The organism is Cytobacillus gottheilii (assembly GCF_001636345.1).
Classification (GTDB): domain Bacteria; phylum Bacillota; class Bacilli; order Bacillales; family Cytobacillaceae; genus Cytobacillus; species Cytobacillus gottheilii.
In genome coordinates, this window is sequence record NZ_KV440945.1 from 4,265,347 (window position 1) to 4,281,706 (window position 16,360).

Genomic DNA, 16,360 nt, shown 5'->3' on the forward strand with positions numbered 1-16,360 from the left:
AGGAACAAGTTATAATGAGAGATTGCTCTCTCAAAACTGAACGAACAAATAAAGACGTCTTTTAATGAAGATAAACTTCATTTCATCCTTAGAAAGGAGGTGATCCAGCCGCACCTTCCGATACGGCTACCTTGTTACGACTTCACCCCAATCATCTGTCCCACCTTAGGCGGCTGGCTCCAAAAGGTTACCCCACCGACTTCGGGTGTTACAAACTCTCGTGGTGTGACGGGCGGTGTGTACAAGGCCCGGGAACGTATTCACCGCGGCATGCTGATCCGCGATTACTAGCGATTCCGGCTTCATGCAGGCGAGTTGCAGCCTGCAATCCGAACTGAGAATGGTTTTATGGGATTGGCTAAACCTCGCGGTCTTGCAGCCCTTTGTACCATCCATTGTAGCACGTGTGTAGCCCAGGTCATAAGGGGCATGATGATTTGACGTCATCCCCACCTTCCTCCGGTTTGTCACCGGCAGTCACCTTAGAGTGCCCAACTGAATGCTGGCAACTAAGATCAAGGGTTGCGCTCGTTGCGGGACTTAACCCAACATCTCACGACACGAGCTGACGACAACCATGCACCACCTGTCACTCTGTCCCCCGAAGGGGAACGTCCTATCTCTAGGAGTGTCAGAGGATGTCAAGACCTGGTAAGGTTCTTCGCGTTGCTTCGAATTAAACCACATGCTCCACCGCTTGTGCGGGCCCCCGTCAATTCCTTTGAGTTTCAGCCTTGCGGCCGTACTCCCCAGGCGGAGTGCTTAATGCGTTTGCTGCAGCACTAAAGGGCGGAAACCCTCTAACACTTAGCACTCATCGTTTACGGCGTGGACTACCAGGGTATCTAATCCTGTTCGCTCCCCACGCTTTCGCGCCTCAGCGTCAGTTACAGACCAGAGAGTCGCCTTCGCCACTGGTGTTCCTCCACATCTCTACGCATTTCACCGCTACACGTGGAATTCCACTCTCCTCTTCTGCACTCAAGTCCCCCAGTTTCCAATGACCCTCCACGGTTGAGCCGTGGGCTTTCACATCAGACTTAAAGGACCGCCTGCGCGCGCTTTACGCCCAATAATTCCGGACAACGCTTGCCACCTACGTATTACCGCGGCTGCTGGCACGTAGTTAGCCGTGGCTTTCTGGTTAGGTACCGTCAAGGTACCGGCAGTTACTCCGGTACTTGTTCTTCCCTAACAACAGAGTTTTACGATCCGAAAACCTTCATCACTCACGCGGCGTTGCTCCGTCAGACTTTCGTCCATTGCGGAAGATTCCCTACTGCTGCCTCCCGTAGGAGTCTGGGCCGTGTCTCAGTCCCAGTGTGGCCGATCACCCTCTCAGGTCGGCTACGCATCGTTGCCTTGGTGAGCCGTTACCTCACCAACTAGCTAATGCGCCGCGGGCCCATCTGTAAGTGATAGCCGAAACCATCTTTCAGCTTAAGGACATGAGTCCAAAAGCATTATCCGGTATTAGCTCCGGTTTCCCGAAGTTATCCCAGTCTTACAGGCAGGTTGCCCACGTGTTACTCACCCGTCCGCCGCTGACTTCAGGGAGCAAGCTCCCATCTGTCCGCTCGACTTGCATGTATTAGGCACGCCGCCAGCGTTCGTCCTGAGCCAGGATCAAACTCTCCAAGAAAGAGTTGATTAGCTCTTGTGTACATAATGTACATTGTTGATTCCGAAGAATCTTTTTTAAACGTTGACGTTTTATTGTTCGTTCAGTTTTCAAAGAGCAATTTTAGCCGCTTCATTAGCGACTTTCTTATCATATCAGTTATTTTCATGTAAGTCAACAACTTTTTTCTCAGCTGTTTTAATGACTTCTGAATAACGACTGCTAAAATATAATAACATCAGACACCCAAATAGGTCAATAGAATTTTAATATTTTTTTAAAAAAATATTTCAGTAAAGTATTCTCTTATTTAAGCAACTATAATTACCTTATTATAATTGTAATAGCGCTGCAAGAGTTATTATAAAAAGGGTTAATAATCTATATACCCTTATTAATGAATTTTAAACCCCTTCCTCATCAGATATCCTTACTGCTTAAATTCTATATCCCCAAAATATGCTTCTTATAATACTCCACCACCATCGTTCATTGAACAAGCACTCCAGCAGATTGGCGCCGCATGAAGGAAACGCACCAGTATTCTTAAGGAAATACACCATATATCTCTTATTCCTTCATTAATGTTTAGAAAAACAAAATGGCCAGCTTTCCACCAGGGAAGCTGACCACTTTCTTCTATATATATATTATTTTTCGATCTTGATGATTTCTTTGTCATTTAGATCAACATTGCCAGGTTTATTGATAACCACTTTTTCTCCTGATTGCAGATTTGTAAATACAATCGGAGTCATGATAGAAGGAGCATTTTGTTTAATATACTTAAGATCTACCTGCAGCAGCTGCTGACCTGCTTTAATGGCATCTCCTTCTTTGACAAATGTTTCAAAGCCTTGTCCTTTTAACTTAACTGTATCAATACCAACGTGGATTAAAATTTCTCTTCCACTGTCAGACAGTATGCCAATTGCATGTTTAGTCGGGAACAGATTAACGATCTTTCCATCTACCGGCGAAACGATTTTTCCATTTGAAGGAACAATTGCAAATCCATCACCCATCATTTTTCCAGAGAATACAGCATCTGGAACTTCTGTTATTGGTTTAATTTCACCTTTAATCGGCGATACAAAAGAATCTTCTTTATGTTCTGTTTGCAATGCCTCTGGGTTCACTTCTTCGATTTGCTGCTCCACTCCGCCTTCAGGAGCCTTTTCAACAACACGCGGTCTTTTACCGTTCATAATATCTTTCATTTGACCTTTTATTGTTTCAGAACGCGGGCCAAAGATAGCTTGAATATTATTTCCAACTTCGAGTACACCTGAAGCACCAAGCTTTTTAAGACGATTTTTATCAACAGATCCGATGTCATTTACCGATACACGGAGACGAGTGATACAAGCATCTAAATGCGAGATATTTTCTTTGCCACCCATTGCTTCTAAAACATCATACGGAAGATCTCCGCCTTTTCCTGAACCGGCTGTTGCTTCTTCCTCATCATCCTCAACCAATTCACGGCCAGGTGTTTTTAGATTAAACTTGCGAATTGCAAATCTGAATCCGAAATAGTAAATAACAGCAAACACTAACCCAACCGGGATCACGATCCACGCATTTGTCTGCGGGTTAATTAAACCGAATAAGATATAGTCAATGAGTCCGCCAGAGAATGTCATACCGATTTTTACATCCAATAAATGCATGGTCATAAAGGAAAGTCCAGCAAAGACTGCATGTATTGCAAAAAGAACTGGTGCAACAAATAGGAATGAGAACTCAAGCGGTTCTGTGATACCTGTTAAGAAAGAAGTAAGCGCTGCGGAAGCCATTAAGCCCCCAACAAGCACTTTTTTCTCTGGACGTGCTTCATGATAAATCGCTAAAGCAGCTGCTGGAAGACCAAACATCATGAATGGGAATTTACCAGTCATAAACGTTCCAGCCGTTAGGTTTTGTACATTATCTGTGATCTGTGCCATGAAGATACGCTGATCTCCTCGAACTACTTCACCAGCATTTGTTAAGTATTCGCCAAATTCATACCAGAATGGAGAATAGAATATATGGTGCAATCCAAAAGGAATGAGAGAACGTTCTATTAAACCAAACACGAAAGCAGAAATTGTTAAATTTGCATGAACCATATTTTGTGAAAATGCATTTAATGCGTCTTGAATTGGAGGCCAGATAAATAACATCACAACCCCAAGTATGACAGAAGCTCCTGCAGTTACAATCGGCACAAATCGTTTACCTGCGAAAAATCCTAAGTAAGAAGGAAGCTCAATTTCAAAAAATTTATTATAAAGAGTAGCTGCAATGATCCCGACAATTATACCGCCAAACACACCTGTTTGCAGTGTTGGAATCCCTAGTACGTTTGCATAATTCAATCCATTGACATCTTCAGCAGTAATCCCTGCTGCTGTTCCCATTGTCACATTCATAATTAAGTATCCGATGATCGCCGCTAATCCGGCTACACCTTCTCCGCCAGCAAGCCCCACAGCAACACCAACTGCAAACAATACCGGCAAGTTAGCAAAAACAATATCTCCGGCCTTTTGCATTACGGATGCGATTAATTCAACCGTACTATTATCAAGAAACGGTGCCAGTTCTAATAACGTCGGGTTATTTAAAGCTGAACCCAGTGCTAGTAAAATACCGGCTGCCGGCAAGAGTGCAACCGGAAGCATTAGTGCCTTCCCTACCTTTTGCAGGACACCGAAAAGCTTTTTAAACATGTGTAAACCCTCCAAACAATATTTTTTTAGCTCATTAAGCGTTTTCAATAAGAATAAAAATACCGATAACAACAAAAAAGGCATGAGGGAAAAAGGGATTATAATTGGATTCTATAGGGTAGGTTACCCTAAAAAACCCAAATCAATCATCCTTCTTCACTCATGCCTGATCGAATCAGTAACACGTGTAGAACGCATAATTTCATTAGTCATTTAATTTTATTTTGCAGCCTTTGCAAATGCATCGTCAAGTAGACTGCTTCTGCACTAAAGATAGGCTTTTTCAATTGCTGCTGCATAATCTTAATGAGCTTCCACGAAAGATTGTAACACACAGGATATTCTTCTTTCAAGAGGGAAGATATTTTTATCGGCTCTTCCACTTTTTCCCCTGTGTTAACCCTTTCAATTGTAAATCTGATATGGCGGACTAGACGCATATAATCAATACTATCCTTATCAATTTCAATATCGAGCTGGTCTTCAATCATGTTAACAATATGACTTACAAGCTGTGAATGCTGATTAACCTCTGACAAATCCTTATTAAGCATGGCACTATGAATGTGCAGAGCCACAAACCCTATTTCACCCTCTGGCAGGTGAATATCTGTTTTACGCTCAATGATCGCCACAACTTCCCTTGCAATATCATATTCAAAAGGGTAAAGCGTTTTCGTTTCAATCAGAAACGGGTTCTTCATTTCCATTCCATTCGCCAGCCGGGAAACGGCAAACATCAAATGGTCTGTCAGTGCAACATGAATATGTTCATTTAGAGAGTTTTTGGTGCGCTTCTTGATATAGTCAATCGAAGAAATAATAGCTTGATGAAGTTCATCCTCAACAAAGGGCAATAGCTTGATATAATTCTCTTTTTCTTTTTCATTTTTTAAAATAAATAATTTCTCTATCGCTTCGTCTGATATGATATCATCTTTATTTCGATTAAAACCAACACCCTTGCCAATAATGACAACTTCTCCAAAATCATCATGCGTGCCTATAATTACATTATTATTTAAAGCCTTTTTTATTCGATAATTATTCATACGCTCTCTCCGTCCAGCATTATGTACTTTATGTTATAAGAGCATCAATATGAAGTCAATTGTAATTTACAAGTCAATCATTTAAAAAGAGACCTGCCATTTCACGACAGGTCTCCAGCCATTATTATTTTAAGAAAATAAAATATAGAACAAATACAACGAATAAGAAGTACATGATTGGATGGATTTCTTTTATCTTACCTTTTACAATCATCGTAATCGGATAGAAGATAAACCCGATCGCAATACCAGTTGCAATACTATATGTTAAAGGCATTGCCAAAATCGTTAAAAAGGCAGGAACTGCAATTTCAAATTTTGTCCAATCAATCTTTCCTAATGAAGCTACCATAAGAACCCCAACAATAATTAAAGCAGGTGCTGTTACCGCAGAAGTAACCACCGATAAAAGCGGTGAGAAGAATAATGCAATTAAAAATAACACACCTGTAACAACAGCAGCTAAACCAGTTCTAGCTCCAGCTGCAACACCAGCAGTTGATTCAATATATGAAGTAGTCGTTGATGTTCCAAGCACTGCTCCAGCAACCGTTGCTGTCGAGTCAGCAAGAAGCGCTTTTCCTGCACGAGGAAGTTTGTTATCCTTCATTAATCCCGCTTGGTTGGCTACCCCAACTAATGTACCTGCAGTGTCAAAGAAATCAACAAACAAGAACGTTAAGATCACTACCAGCATTTGTGTTGAAAAGAATGAGCTATCACCAAAAGCACTAAAAGCAGCTCCGAATGTTGGGCTAACGTCAGGAATACTGCCAACAATTGCGTCAGGTTTCCCAACCAATCCAAAAATCATCCCAGCGACCGCAGTGATCACCATTCCGATAAAGATTCCGCCTTTAACTCCTCTTGTCATTAATATAACCGTAATCACAATACCAAATATAGCAAGCAAGACATTGCCATCACTTAAATCACCAAAGCCTAATAAAACAGCATCATCATTCACGATAATATTTGCATTTTGAGCACCAACAAAGGTAATAAACAAACCGATACCTGCAGAAACTGCATATTTAAGCTCAGCAGGAATGGCATTGATGATTTTTTCCCGAATACCTGATAGTGATAAAACAATAAATATCAGACCAGAGATCATTACTCCGCCTAATGCATGCTCCCAAGGAATCCCCATTGTCAGGACAACCGTATAAGCAAAGAATGCATTTAAGCCCATACCTGGTGCAAGCGCAACTGGGTATCTGGCAAGCAGCCCCATTATTAATGATCCAATTGCTGCAGCAAGCGCAGTTGCTACAAAAACAGCTCCTTGGTCCATTCTCATTGATTCTGGCAGATCTGGCACATCCCCAAGTGATAATGTAAATGGATTTACAGCTAAAATATAAGCCATTGATAAGAACGTAGTCAGACCGCCAAGAATTTCACGGCGATAGTTTGTTCCAAGCTCTTCGAACTGGAAATACTTCTTCATTGTTTCTCCTCCTATGAATCTCTTTTTTTAAAACAAAAAAGCTCCGGCAAGCAACCGGAGCTAAGACTTTAAGGCGAGATTATGAAAGCTGCGGGCTAATAAGAATAAAGAATAATAGCTGATCATACCCGAAACTGTGCATAACACTTACCTCGTAGTCCAGCTATTTACGGCAGCTTGGTAGAAACTCTTGGGCCATATCCCCAAAATTATACGACGTATTACGACAAATATTTAATTCTTTTTTATTTTAGCAGTATAGGACTTTTGAGTCAATAAAAAAAACGAACATTTTCATGTTCGTTTTTTAAAACGTTCGTATTTTTCAGTTATTCCCACTCAATCGTCGCAGGCGGCTTACTAGTGATATCATATACAACACGGTTAATATGATTTACCTCGTTTACAATTCTAGTGGAAATCAATTCAAGCACATCCCATGGAATACGAGCCCAGTCAGATGTCATGCCATCAATGGATGTAACAGCACGAATTCCGATTGTATAATCGTACGTTCTTGCATCTCCCATTACTCCGACACTGCGAATGTCCGGAAGCACAGTGAAGTATTGCCAAATATCACGATCAAGTCCAGCTTTTTTAATTTCTTCTCTTAAAATCGCATCAGATTCTCTTACGATTTCAAGCTTTTCTTCAGAAATTTCACCTAGAACACGGATTCCCAGACCTGGTCCTGGGAAAGGCTGTCTCCAAACCACTTCATCGGAAATGCCAAGCTCAGTCCCCAGTGCACGTACTTCATCTTTAAATAGTGTGTTTAAAGGTTCAATTAATTTGAACTGCATGTCTTCTGGCAGACCGCCCACATTGTGGTGAGACTTAATCGTTTGCGCAGTAGCTGTGCCGCTTTCAATAATATCTGTATATAACGTCCCTTGAGCTAAAAAGTCAATTCCTTCAAGCTTAACCGCTTCATCATCAAATACATAAATGAATTCGTTGCCGATGATTTTACGTTTTTGCTCCGGATCGCTGACACCTTTCAGCTTGCTTAAAAATCTTTCTTTCGCATCAACCTTAATGACATTCATATTGAAGCCATCTGCAAAAGTCTTCATTACACTATCCGCCTCGCCTTTGCGAAGAAGACCATGGTCAACAAAGATACATGTCAGCTGATCACCAATTGCCTTATGAATAAGAACGGCAACAACGGATGAATCTACTCCGCCGCTTAAAGCGCAGAGCACTTTTTTATCGCCAACAGCTTGACGAATTTTCTCCATCTCAATTTCAATGAAATTCTCCATGGACCAATCACCAGTACAGTCGCAAACATTAAAGACAAAGTTCTTCAGCATATCATTTCCGTGTACAGAATGGCGAACCTCTGGGTGGAATTGTACGGCATATAATCCTTTTTCTTCATTGCTCATTGCTGCAATTGGACAAGATGGATTTGTGCCATCAACAGTAAATCCTGGTGGAGCTTCTACAACAAGATCTCCATGGCTCATCCAAACGACTTGTTCACTTGGCAGATCAGCAAATAGCTTTGATTCATTTTGTACATTTAAGACAGCTTTGCCATACTCACGATGCTTTGCCTGTTCAACTTTACCGCCAAAGTGCATAGTCATCAGCTGCATACCATAGCAAATACCAAAGATCGGTAAACCAAGATCAAAAATACGTTCATCACAGCGGAAAGAACCTTCGCCATACACACTGTTTGGACCGCCGGAAAAGATGATGCCCTTTGGATTTATTTTTTGGATTTCCTCAGCTGTAATCGTGTGAGGATGCAATTCACTATATACACCTAATTCTCTAATACGGCGTGTAATGAGCTGGTTATATTGACTGCCGAAATCCAGCACAATGATCATTTCTTGGTTTTGCAATTCTGTTTTCCCCGTCACGCTGTTCACCTCTTCAAGTAGTGTTAAGACCTATATGGTTGTTCATTGGTTCAATTTATAGCACCAGTCATTTTCGATAAAAAGAAAAAACCGCAATTCTGCTCTTCAAAAAAACTGAAGGCAGAATTCCGGCTTTATATGCTAAAGAGAATTACTGCCTTCATAGTCAGATCATTTACGGCGATCCGGTAGAGACTTTCGAACCATATTATCGAGGATATATGAAGGGTTGCTATATTTAATTTTGAACCAATGTTATTAAATCATTTTTTTCACTTAACCTATTTTAACAACAGGTTATTTTTACGGTCAAGCTATTGTCTTTTTAATTAAATTTTCCCACAATTCCTTCGTCTTTTTGAAACTATCTTCATCAAGCTTGCCTCTGTATAATAAAAGCTCATAGTTAGACGTAAGCTCACCCATTTCATTGGAAGAAAAGAATTGATCAATATATGCAGCATAGTCTCTTAAAGTCTGTCCTTCCTTACGCTTTAGGCCATAGCGTTCCAGCTCTTTAAGAAGGATAAAATATGCCTTTGTAAAATCTTGATTGCTGCTGTTGTTTTTCATTTTCCAGACATAATAACGAGGAAGCCAGCGTCCTCTTTTCAGATAGAATACCCATCCTATAACGGCAGCGATTAGTACCCCCAGAATAATCCATAAAGTATTTCTGTCGACAAAGCTTTTAAATGAATTCCACATTGTTGTCATAGAAAATCCTTCTGAATTCGATGCTGTTTCTGTCACATCCTCCTCAAGCTCAGGAGTTTCAGGCTGCTCTGAAGTCTCAGGCTGCTGTGCTGGTGTATCTGTTTCTGTATCGAAGTTGTACTGTATATTATTAGTGAAGCCTTGTGTAGGCTCAAATGGTACCCATCCAACCTCAGGGAAGAAGATTTCCACCCAGGAATGGGCATTATTATTTGTCACTTCATATACACTCACGCCGCTGCCTGATCCTTCTATATAGTCTCCTTCTGTAAAACCCTTCACCCAGCGGGCAGGCATGTCAAGAGATCTTGCAAGCACGACCATAGCAGTTGAAAAGTTATCACAATATCCAATTTTTGTATCAAATAAAAATTGATCAACATAATCTTCATCTTCTCCAGGAACTGCCACATTTTGCTGGTCATAGGTAAAACCAGAGCTATTAAAATAGGACTCCAGTTCACGAGCCATATCAAACCAATTGTCCTCATCCTGTGTGATCTCAACAGCTAGATCTCGGACACGCTGCGGCAGACTTTCCGGCAACTGTGTGTATCTTTCGATTATCTCAGCCGGGAGCTCTGTTTCCCTATTTGATGACTGAAGTGTTGTCACACTATATTGAGAGGATTGATATGTGACCTCATATTCCGCTGCTGGTGTACTTCTGCCTGTTTGATTTTGAGTGCTGATTTTTTCAATTTCTGAATCAAGTGAATAGGTCAGCTCAGGATTCGTTGTAATCGTTTGAACACCTAGCGGGTAAGCAATATGATCATAATTCATAACATTTAAAACAGAGCTGGTTCTTTCTGTCTTTTCAGAAGTCACATCTTCTGTAAGCTCTGGAATAGGCACGATCTCATCTGCCCCAAAGAACACTTCACCTTCATCATCTTCCGACCGTATCCAGCCTTTTCCAGTATAAATATCCTTCGTTTCGATCTTCCAATAATGACGTGATTGCATTTCCGTTCTCATCACTAGTGTGTCATCACCAATAAACGGCCCGCCTAGCTGAGAATCATTTTCTCCATATCCAATCTTTTTAATTCCAGGACCAGGACCTCCGCTATCCTCGCTATACGATTGAATAAACGGCACAGGATCTGGCCAAATAGGATCGGCCTTTGGAGCAGCTAGTCCAACCCCAACACTTAAAGCGATCATAATGGCAAGCGGGAGCATCCACTTGCGCGAGAAATGAAGAGAGGCTTTTACCCCTTCCTTTTCCAGGTATCGATAGTAGGTTAAGATCCCCATGGCAGCGAATCCTAAAATGATGGTTCGAACGATCGCCATATCCGCTTCATACGGTGTAAACGTATCTAAAACGGTGATATAGATCATCGTCATAAAGAAGAAAATAAAGATTTGCCTTCTGTTCATCAGCCAATAATGAACCAGATAGGTCATCAGCCACAAAAGCACAAAAAATAACAGACTGCGAAAATGATTTGTAAGACCTGGCCAATCCCGGTTAAGGATCGTCTCGGAATTAGTGAAGATATCCTCCAAAAACGAACCTGCCCATGAGAGCGACAGAAACGAACCTTCTCCATATAAAAAGTGAAGGGCATATAAAATAAATACGATCTTAACAATACCGCTCAATATAATCGGTGTACCTAAGTAGGCTAATAGTAACGATACTCCTGCAAACATTATAAATAGCCATATATTTGAGGTGTCTGTCAGCTGTTCAACTGGCCTTAACCATTCCCACAGCAGCAGAAATCCAATTGCGTATAAGATCAGTGTTGTTAAATCTCTTTTCACATCACGTATTTTCAAGCTTTTCTCACCTCCGAAAAAGCTTCGGAGAAGTTGCCATCATGAATCATCACAACACGAATACCTCTCGCCGAGCTTTCAGACTTCAAAGCAAGCTCCAATTCTGTCGAAGAATCATTTTTTCCTTTTATTAAGAAAATCGTTACGATTCCTTTGCGGGAAGAGAAGTAACCAGCTTTCTCAATTAATGCCTTTGTTAACTCCCCTGTCACAAGCATTAAATTGAAGTTTTGCTGTGCGAGAAATTTTTCAGTTTCCAATACACGATCAAACGACACAGCGCTCTCGTCTCTCACTTTCGCAAGGTGATAAAAGAGCTGCTGCTGCTGCGTTTCTCCTCCGCGAATCGGAAAAGCAGCCCGATCAGCCGAAGAAGTCAAAAAGCCAACTTGAGCACCTTTGCGCAAAATGGCTCTCATAATAGAGGCCGAAAACGATACAATTGCTTCAAAGGAACGATGCGGCGAACAGTCCATCATAATATAAACATCATGAGATTGACGCTGCTCAAATTCCTTTGTCATAATATCATTGCGCTTTGCCGTCGCCTTCCAATTTATCCAGGAAAAACGATCGCCCGGCTGATATTCTCTAATGCCAATCGCCATCGATGTATCTCTCTGCACTCGCTCTCTTGAAGCAGTCATTCCTTGATCGTAATGATTTTCAAAAGGTTTATAAATTAATTCTTCATAAGATGGATAAACAACAAATCTCGCTTCTGTTTTTACAATGATCTCTTTTTCAATTAAACCGAGCGGATCCCCTGTTTTCAACCGAATAGCAGGAATAATATGCTCGCCTCTTGGCAGACTTTCAAGCACATATTCATAGGATAATTTTTTTTGAAAGCCAGGGAACATGAGCGTTTTTGATTTATTGACCATTCCAAACTGATTTAACTTTTCATCGATACAATCTTCAACCACAAGAAAGAAAAGCGGAAACTGAATAGATCTTTCAAGCTCAATCGATACCTTCAGCTGCTCCCCTGCATTAAACTCGTGTTTCGATAATGAACGCACGGCTTCAATCCGCTGAAATGGATAGAAAACGAGGAATAACCCATATAAGGCGAAAGGCAGGAAGCTGTAAAATAAAAACCAGCTGACAAACCCGCCTTGAAACATGGCATATGAAAATGTAAGGATGATCAAGAAAAAGAGCACAACTAATTTCCAAACACCCTTTAATACCTTAAGAGATTGCTTCATTTATTTCACAGCCCTTTGAACTGGAACAGGAGTCCTGGCAAGAATACGATCAATGACATCCCCCGATGTTATCCCTTCAAATTTTGCTTCAGATTTAAGTATTAACCGGTGCTCAAAAACAGCTGGAGCCAAATATTGAATATCGTCCGGCAGCACAAAGTCTCTTCCATTTAAGAAGGCATACGCCTGAGCAGCCTTCATTAATGCGATGGATCCGCGGGGACTTACCCCAAGATAGACATTTCCATGACTTCTAGTTCGTTCAGCAATTTCAACGATATATCTTTTAATCGTTTCATCTACATGCACTTCTTTCACCTGCATTTGCAAGTCCTTTAGCTCCGCCAAATCAATTGCCGGCTCTAATTCCTCAAGTGGTGAAAGCCTTTGAACACTATTCAGCACCTCAAGCTCTTCGGCTGCATCAGGGTATCCCATTTTCATTTTTAATAAAAAACGGTCCAGCTGTGCTTCTGGAAGCGGATAGGTTCCTTCATATTCAATTGGGTTCTGTGTAGCCATAACAAAGAAAGGTTTCTCTAAACGATGTGTAACACCATCAATCGTGACACTGCCTTCCTCCAAACCTTCCAGCAATGCGGATTGTGTCTTGGGAGAAGTACGGTTAATTTCATCAGCCAAAATAATATTCCCCATAATTGGACCTGGACGGAATTGAAATTCCATTTCTTTTGGATTATAAATAGAAACACCTGTCACATCAGACGGAAGAAGGTCTGGTGTAAATTGAATTCTGCGAAATTGCGCTCCTACTGATTTCGCCAGCGTTCTAACCATCATGGTCTTTCCCACACCTGGAACATCCTCGAGCAATACATGACCTTCCGCCAGCAGTGCAACAAGACTAAGCTCTGCAACCTGACGTTTTCCAATAATAACCTTCTCTATATTCTTGAGCACCCGCTCAATGGCTGGATGCATATTTTCTCTCCCCATAATTACCTCCTAGTCCTCACCTCAGCAAGGAAAATTGTCGAAATGAATCCTCTACCTAATAAATTCTACCTAAATGAACAAAGTCCTGTTGTAAATTCAAAACGTTGTGAATAATCAGTTGAAATAACACTTCTTTATTATAACAGGAACTGGGAAAAAACTGCTTGCGAAACAGTCTTGAAGATGGGAAGAAAATTCTGGGCCTTTTTCTTCAGACTAATCTTTGTCTATGATTCAACTCTTTTACTCTACCTTATATTGTCCCTAAAAAAGATCAGTAATTTTTCCCTTAAACATAAATGCCTCCTATGTAACAATGCGGACTGCCCTCATAGGTCAGTCCGCAAACTACTAATCTAATATGCAACACCAGTGCGAGTGTGCGTCTTAGCAAACTCATCTGGATTTGGTTCAAAATAGTCTTCATTGTATTTTGCTGTAAAAACGCCATCGTCCACATAGCCAGAACCCCATGTCGGATCCATTGTCAGCCAGTTTCCATCCACCTTCGCTTCTACCCATGCATGATTGCCAGGCAATATGCCGCTTCCTTTCGCCTTACCTTCTATAAATCTAGCTTCAATATCAGCAGCACGCAGCATGGCGATCGCTAAATACGCATAATCCTGACAAACGCCTTTTTTTAGATCCAGAACTTTCAATGCACTGTCATCCCAATTAAAATTATCTGTTTCATATTTTTCAACATCATATGCAATATTTTTAGCTACATATTCATAGACAGCTTTTACTTTTTCCCGCTCACCAGCAATGCCGCCGGTTACTTCCTCTGCCAAGCTGATGATTTGCGGGTCATCGGACTGCACACCTCTTGATGGCAGAAGATCCCGCTCATCTGGTGCAGTGGAATCAACATGGAACTTCGCGAAGCCAAAGTATCGGAAATAGTCACTATTCTCCTCTTTTATCTCAGGAACACTCACCTTCACTTCATATGTGCCCGGACCAAATCTTAGATGAAAGGAATCATTAAATTGGTAATCCTCAACAGGTATGACATCCAACGCTTCATCTTCCCCTTTTTTGGTTGTGATATAGATATGATCTGTTTCAGGACCAAATTCTGCGTTAGGGTCAATCGTTCCTTTTACCTCATAGACTCCATCTGTCTCTTCTCCTCCATATTGAGGAAAATCAAGAGTTACTCCACGCTCCATATATGTCTTTGAGTATTCAATCGGCTCCATTATCTGATCTGACTCGTTATCTATTAAAAGCGTTGTTGCCGTTTGGTAATAATTTTCCCGCTCTTCATCTGGCACAAGCACTTCAAGCTCGTGAAGGCCTGCTCCATAGAAAAGAGGAACGTCATATGAAAACTCGCCGCCATCGAGCGGGATTACATGCTTCCATGTCTCGCTGTCTTTCCGCAGCACAAGCATTAAGGTGTCATCATCTGTTAATTCCGTCACTGCTCCTTTTAAGGAGAATATCTCATCTTCCTGCAAATAACTTGTGTCGCCTTCAAGGTTCAATCCGGCTTCAAATCCAAAAGGCGTATAGCTGATATCCCTATTCATATCTGGATTCACATTTTCAACTGTAAATTTAGCTGTATCATAATAATAGTTATCACGATCCATACTCGGCACCTGAACCTCGACACGATACTCTCCTTCACCGTTAAAGAAGCGAATATCCTGTTTAAATTCCCCATCAGCAATCGGTGCATAATACTCATGCTTATCACCCGCAGGGCCTTCCTCGTCTGCATAAATTTTTATCCAAACGTAGTCTGACTTCAACTCAGCATGCTTTTCAATTGTGCCTTCAACGGTTACCTTGCCGTTTGCAGCAAAATGCTTATATGCAGGCTCGGCAATCTTCGCTCCTACTTCTTCGCTATAAGAAGTTAGCTCAAGCGGTTCGAGCTCCAGTTCCTCATTTTTCTCTTGTGCTAACTGGTCATATTGATCAGCCTTCTCTGTCTCCTCTTCTTCTTGGTTATTAGTGCTATCAGTTTTATCAGCACAGCCAGCTAAAAGAAGCAAACACGCCGATAAAAAGAGCATGAATAACCATGGTGCTTTTTTAATCATGTTTTTCCTCCCTTTGCGCTTATTTCTTATGTATGTTTACGGAATTTCAGTAGAAAGGTTTCTGGGTAAAATTAACTAATCCCGGTTTTATCACGTGAACTAAATGATTAGCAGGCTGGCATGGTGAAAAACTTAGTCTATTCTCCAATTAAAGACATTCCTAATCGATAGGATATAAACCCAATTCCCAGCACAATCCCAAAAATAACAGACTTTCTGTTTACCCTCTTTTTCCCTTCAGCATCAGGTTACACCGCGGTTCCGATCATAATGAGACCAATGATCATAAAAGGAAATGCAACACCAACATGTAAAAGGAACATATCCCCAGTCATTTTTCCTTCTTTTTGTTCCTCTAGGTAAAGTCCTCCAAGGGAGATCCCATAGATTGCAAGATTATATAAAATTGATAAGATTAATAAAGTTCGTTTTGTCATTTAATAACCTCGCTTTCACAAAGGTCTCTTTTATAAAAGATGAATTAATCACCGCCATCCCTAATCCATAAGATAATATGTTCGAAATTATAAATTCTTCCGCACCTTATTTACACAGATTTAATTTAATCATTAATGAATGACATCCCCACTCGATATCCCAGGAATCCAATCGTCAATACGATTCCAAACAATACAGACTTTTTATTCACCCTATCATCGCCATTCCTATTAGGAGATATAGCTACCCCAGTCATAATAACACCAATTATCATAAACGGAATTGTAGGAAAGGCTATATATAGAGCTGATTCTCTGGATATTTCGCCATTTGCTTTTTCCTCGAAATAAAGAGGGAGCATAATCCCAAGCCAAATAACCGCGTTATAAATAATTGAAATGATTAGTAAAGTTCTTTTTTTCATTAAATGACCTACTTTTTTTCAAAGTTTATC

At 40.9% G+C, this 16,360-nt stretch carries 10 protein-coding genes, 1 rRNA gene and 2 riboswitches; all 11 genes read right to left on the bottom strand.

Annotation, left to right across the window (positions count from 1 at the left end):
• Positions 1 to 92 precede the first annotated feature (92 nt).
• Positions 93 to 1,642, bottom strand: a 16S ribosomal RNA gene (locus A6754_RS20675).
• A 629-nt stretch (positions 1,643 to 2,271) separates the two neighbouring features.
• Positions 2,272 to 4,338, bottom strand: a complete 2,067-nt coding sequence (gene ptsG, locus A6754_RS20680) for a glucose-specific PTS transporter subunit IIBC (protein WP_066450394.1) — start codon at positions 4,336 to 4,338, stop codon at positions 2,272 to 2,274.
• A gap of 209 nt (positions 4,339 to 4,547) precedes the next feature.
• Positions 4,548 to 5,390 carry a glucose PTS transporter transcription antiterminator GlcT gene (glcT, locus tag A6754_RS20685; protein WP_066450396.1) on the bottom strand — a complete coding sequence of 281 codons (843 nt, stop codon included), beginning with the start codon at positions 5,388 to 5,390 and terminating at the stop codon, positions 4,548 to 4,550.
• Positions 5,391 to 5,514: 124 nt separating this feature from the next.
• Positions 5,515 to 6,843, bottom strand: a complete 1,329-nt coding sequence (locus A6754_RS20690; protein ID WP_066450399.1) for an NCS2 family permease — start codon at positions 6,841 to 6,843, stop codon at positions 5,515 to 5,517.
• Between the two features lie 135 nt (positions 6,844 to 6,978).
• Positions 6,979 to 7,080: riboswitch (purine riboswitch) on the bottom strand.
• Positions 7,081 to 7,172: 92 nt separating this feature from the next.
• Positions 7,173 to 8,726, bottom strand: a complete 1,554-nt coding sequence (gene guaA, locus A6754_RS20695) for a glutamine-hydrolyzing GMP synthase (protein ID WP_066450414.1) — start codon at positions 8,724 to 8,726, stop codon at positions 7,173 to 7,175.
• 143 nt (positions 8,727 to 8,869) lie between these two features.
• Positions 8,870 to 8,971, bottom strand: a riboswitch (purine riboswitch).
• A gap of 64 nt (positions 8,972 to 9,035) precedes the next feature.
• On the bottom strand, positions 9,036 to 11,237 hold the full coding sequence (locus tag A6754_RS20700) for a transglutaminaseTgpA domain-containing protein (protein ID WP_066450417.1): 2,202 nt from the start codon (positions 11,235 to 11,237) through the stop codon (positions 9,036 to 9,038).
• Positions 11,234 to 12,451, bottom strand: a complete 1,218-nt coding sequence (locus tag A6754_RS20705; RefSeq protein ID WP_066450418.1) for a DUF58 domain-containing protein — start codon at positions 12,449 to 12,451, stop codon at positions 11,234 to 11,236. Before A6754_RS20705 ends, A6754_RS20700 begins: the two co-directional genes overlap by 4 nt.
• Entirely contained in the window at positions 12,452 to 13,408 is a 957-nt protein-coding gene (locus A6754_RS20710; protein ID WP_066450420.1) for an AAA family ATPase, read from the bottom strand.
• Between the two features lie 356 nt (positions 13,409 to 13,764).
• Positions 13,765 to 15,468, bottom strand: coding sequence for a transglutaminase domain-containing protein (locus tag A6754_RS20715; RefSeq protein WP_066450421.1), 1,704 nt, complete (start codon positions 15,466 to 15,468; stop codon positions 13,765 to 13,767).
• A 248-nt stretch (positions 15,469 to 15,716) separates the two neighbouring features.
• Positions 15,717 to 15,905 carry a hypothetical protein gene (locus A6754_RS20720; RefSeq protein WP_066450422.1) on the bottom strand — a complete coding sequence of 63 codons (189 nt, stop codon included), beginning with the start codon at positions 15,903 to 15,905 and terminating at the stop codon, positions 15,717 to 15,719.
• Positions 15,906 to 16,030: 125 nt separating this feature from the next.
• Positions 16,031 to 16,330: a hypothetical protein gene (locus A6754_RS20725; protein ID WP_066450423.1), complete on the bottom strand. Its 300-nt coding sequence runs from the start codon at positions 16,328 to 16,330 to the stop codon at positions 16,031 to 16,033.
• Positions 16,331 to 16,360: the final 30 nt, after the last annotated feature.

Excerpts from the sequence above, each read along its gene's own strand:
- A6754_RS20710 (WP_066450420.1), bottom strand. The coding sequence starts at position 13,408 with ATGGGGAGAGAAAATATGCATCCAGCCATTGAGCGGGTGCTCAAGAAT.
- glcT (WP_066450396.1), bottom strand. The coding sequence starts at position 5,390 with ATGAATAATTATCGAATAAAAAAGGCTTTAAATAATAATGTAATTATA.
- ptsG (WP_066450394.1), bottom strand. The coding sequence starts at position 4,338 with ATGTTTAAAAAGCTTTTCGGTGTCCTGCAAAAGGTAGGGAAGGCACTA.
- A6754_RS20690 (WP_066450399.1), bottom strand. The coding sequence starts at position 6,843 with ATGAAGAAGTATTTCCAGTTCGAAGAGCTTGGAACAAACTATCGCCGT.
- A6754_RS20705 (WP_066450418.1), bottom strand. The coding sequence starts at position 12,451 with ATGAAGCAATCTCTTAAGGTATTAAAGGGTGTTTGGAAATTAGTTGTG.
- A6754_RS20720 (WP_066450422.1), bottom strand. The coding sequence starts at position 15,905 with ATGACAAAACGAACTTTATTAATCTTATCAATTTTATATAATCTTGCA.
- A6754_RS20715 (WP_066450421.1), bottom strand. The coding sequence starts at position 15,468 with ATGATTAAAAAAGCACCATGGTTATTCATGCTCTTTTTATCGGCGTGT.
- A6754_RS20725 (WP_066450423.1), bottom strand. The coding sequence starts at position 16,330 with ATGAAAAAAAGAACTTTACTAATCATTTCAATTATTTATAACGCGGTT.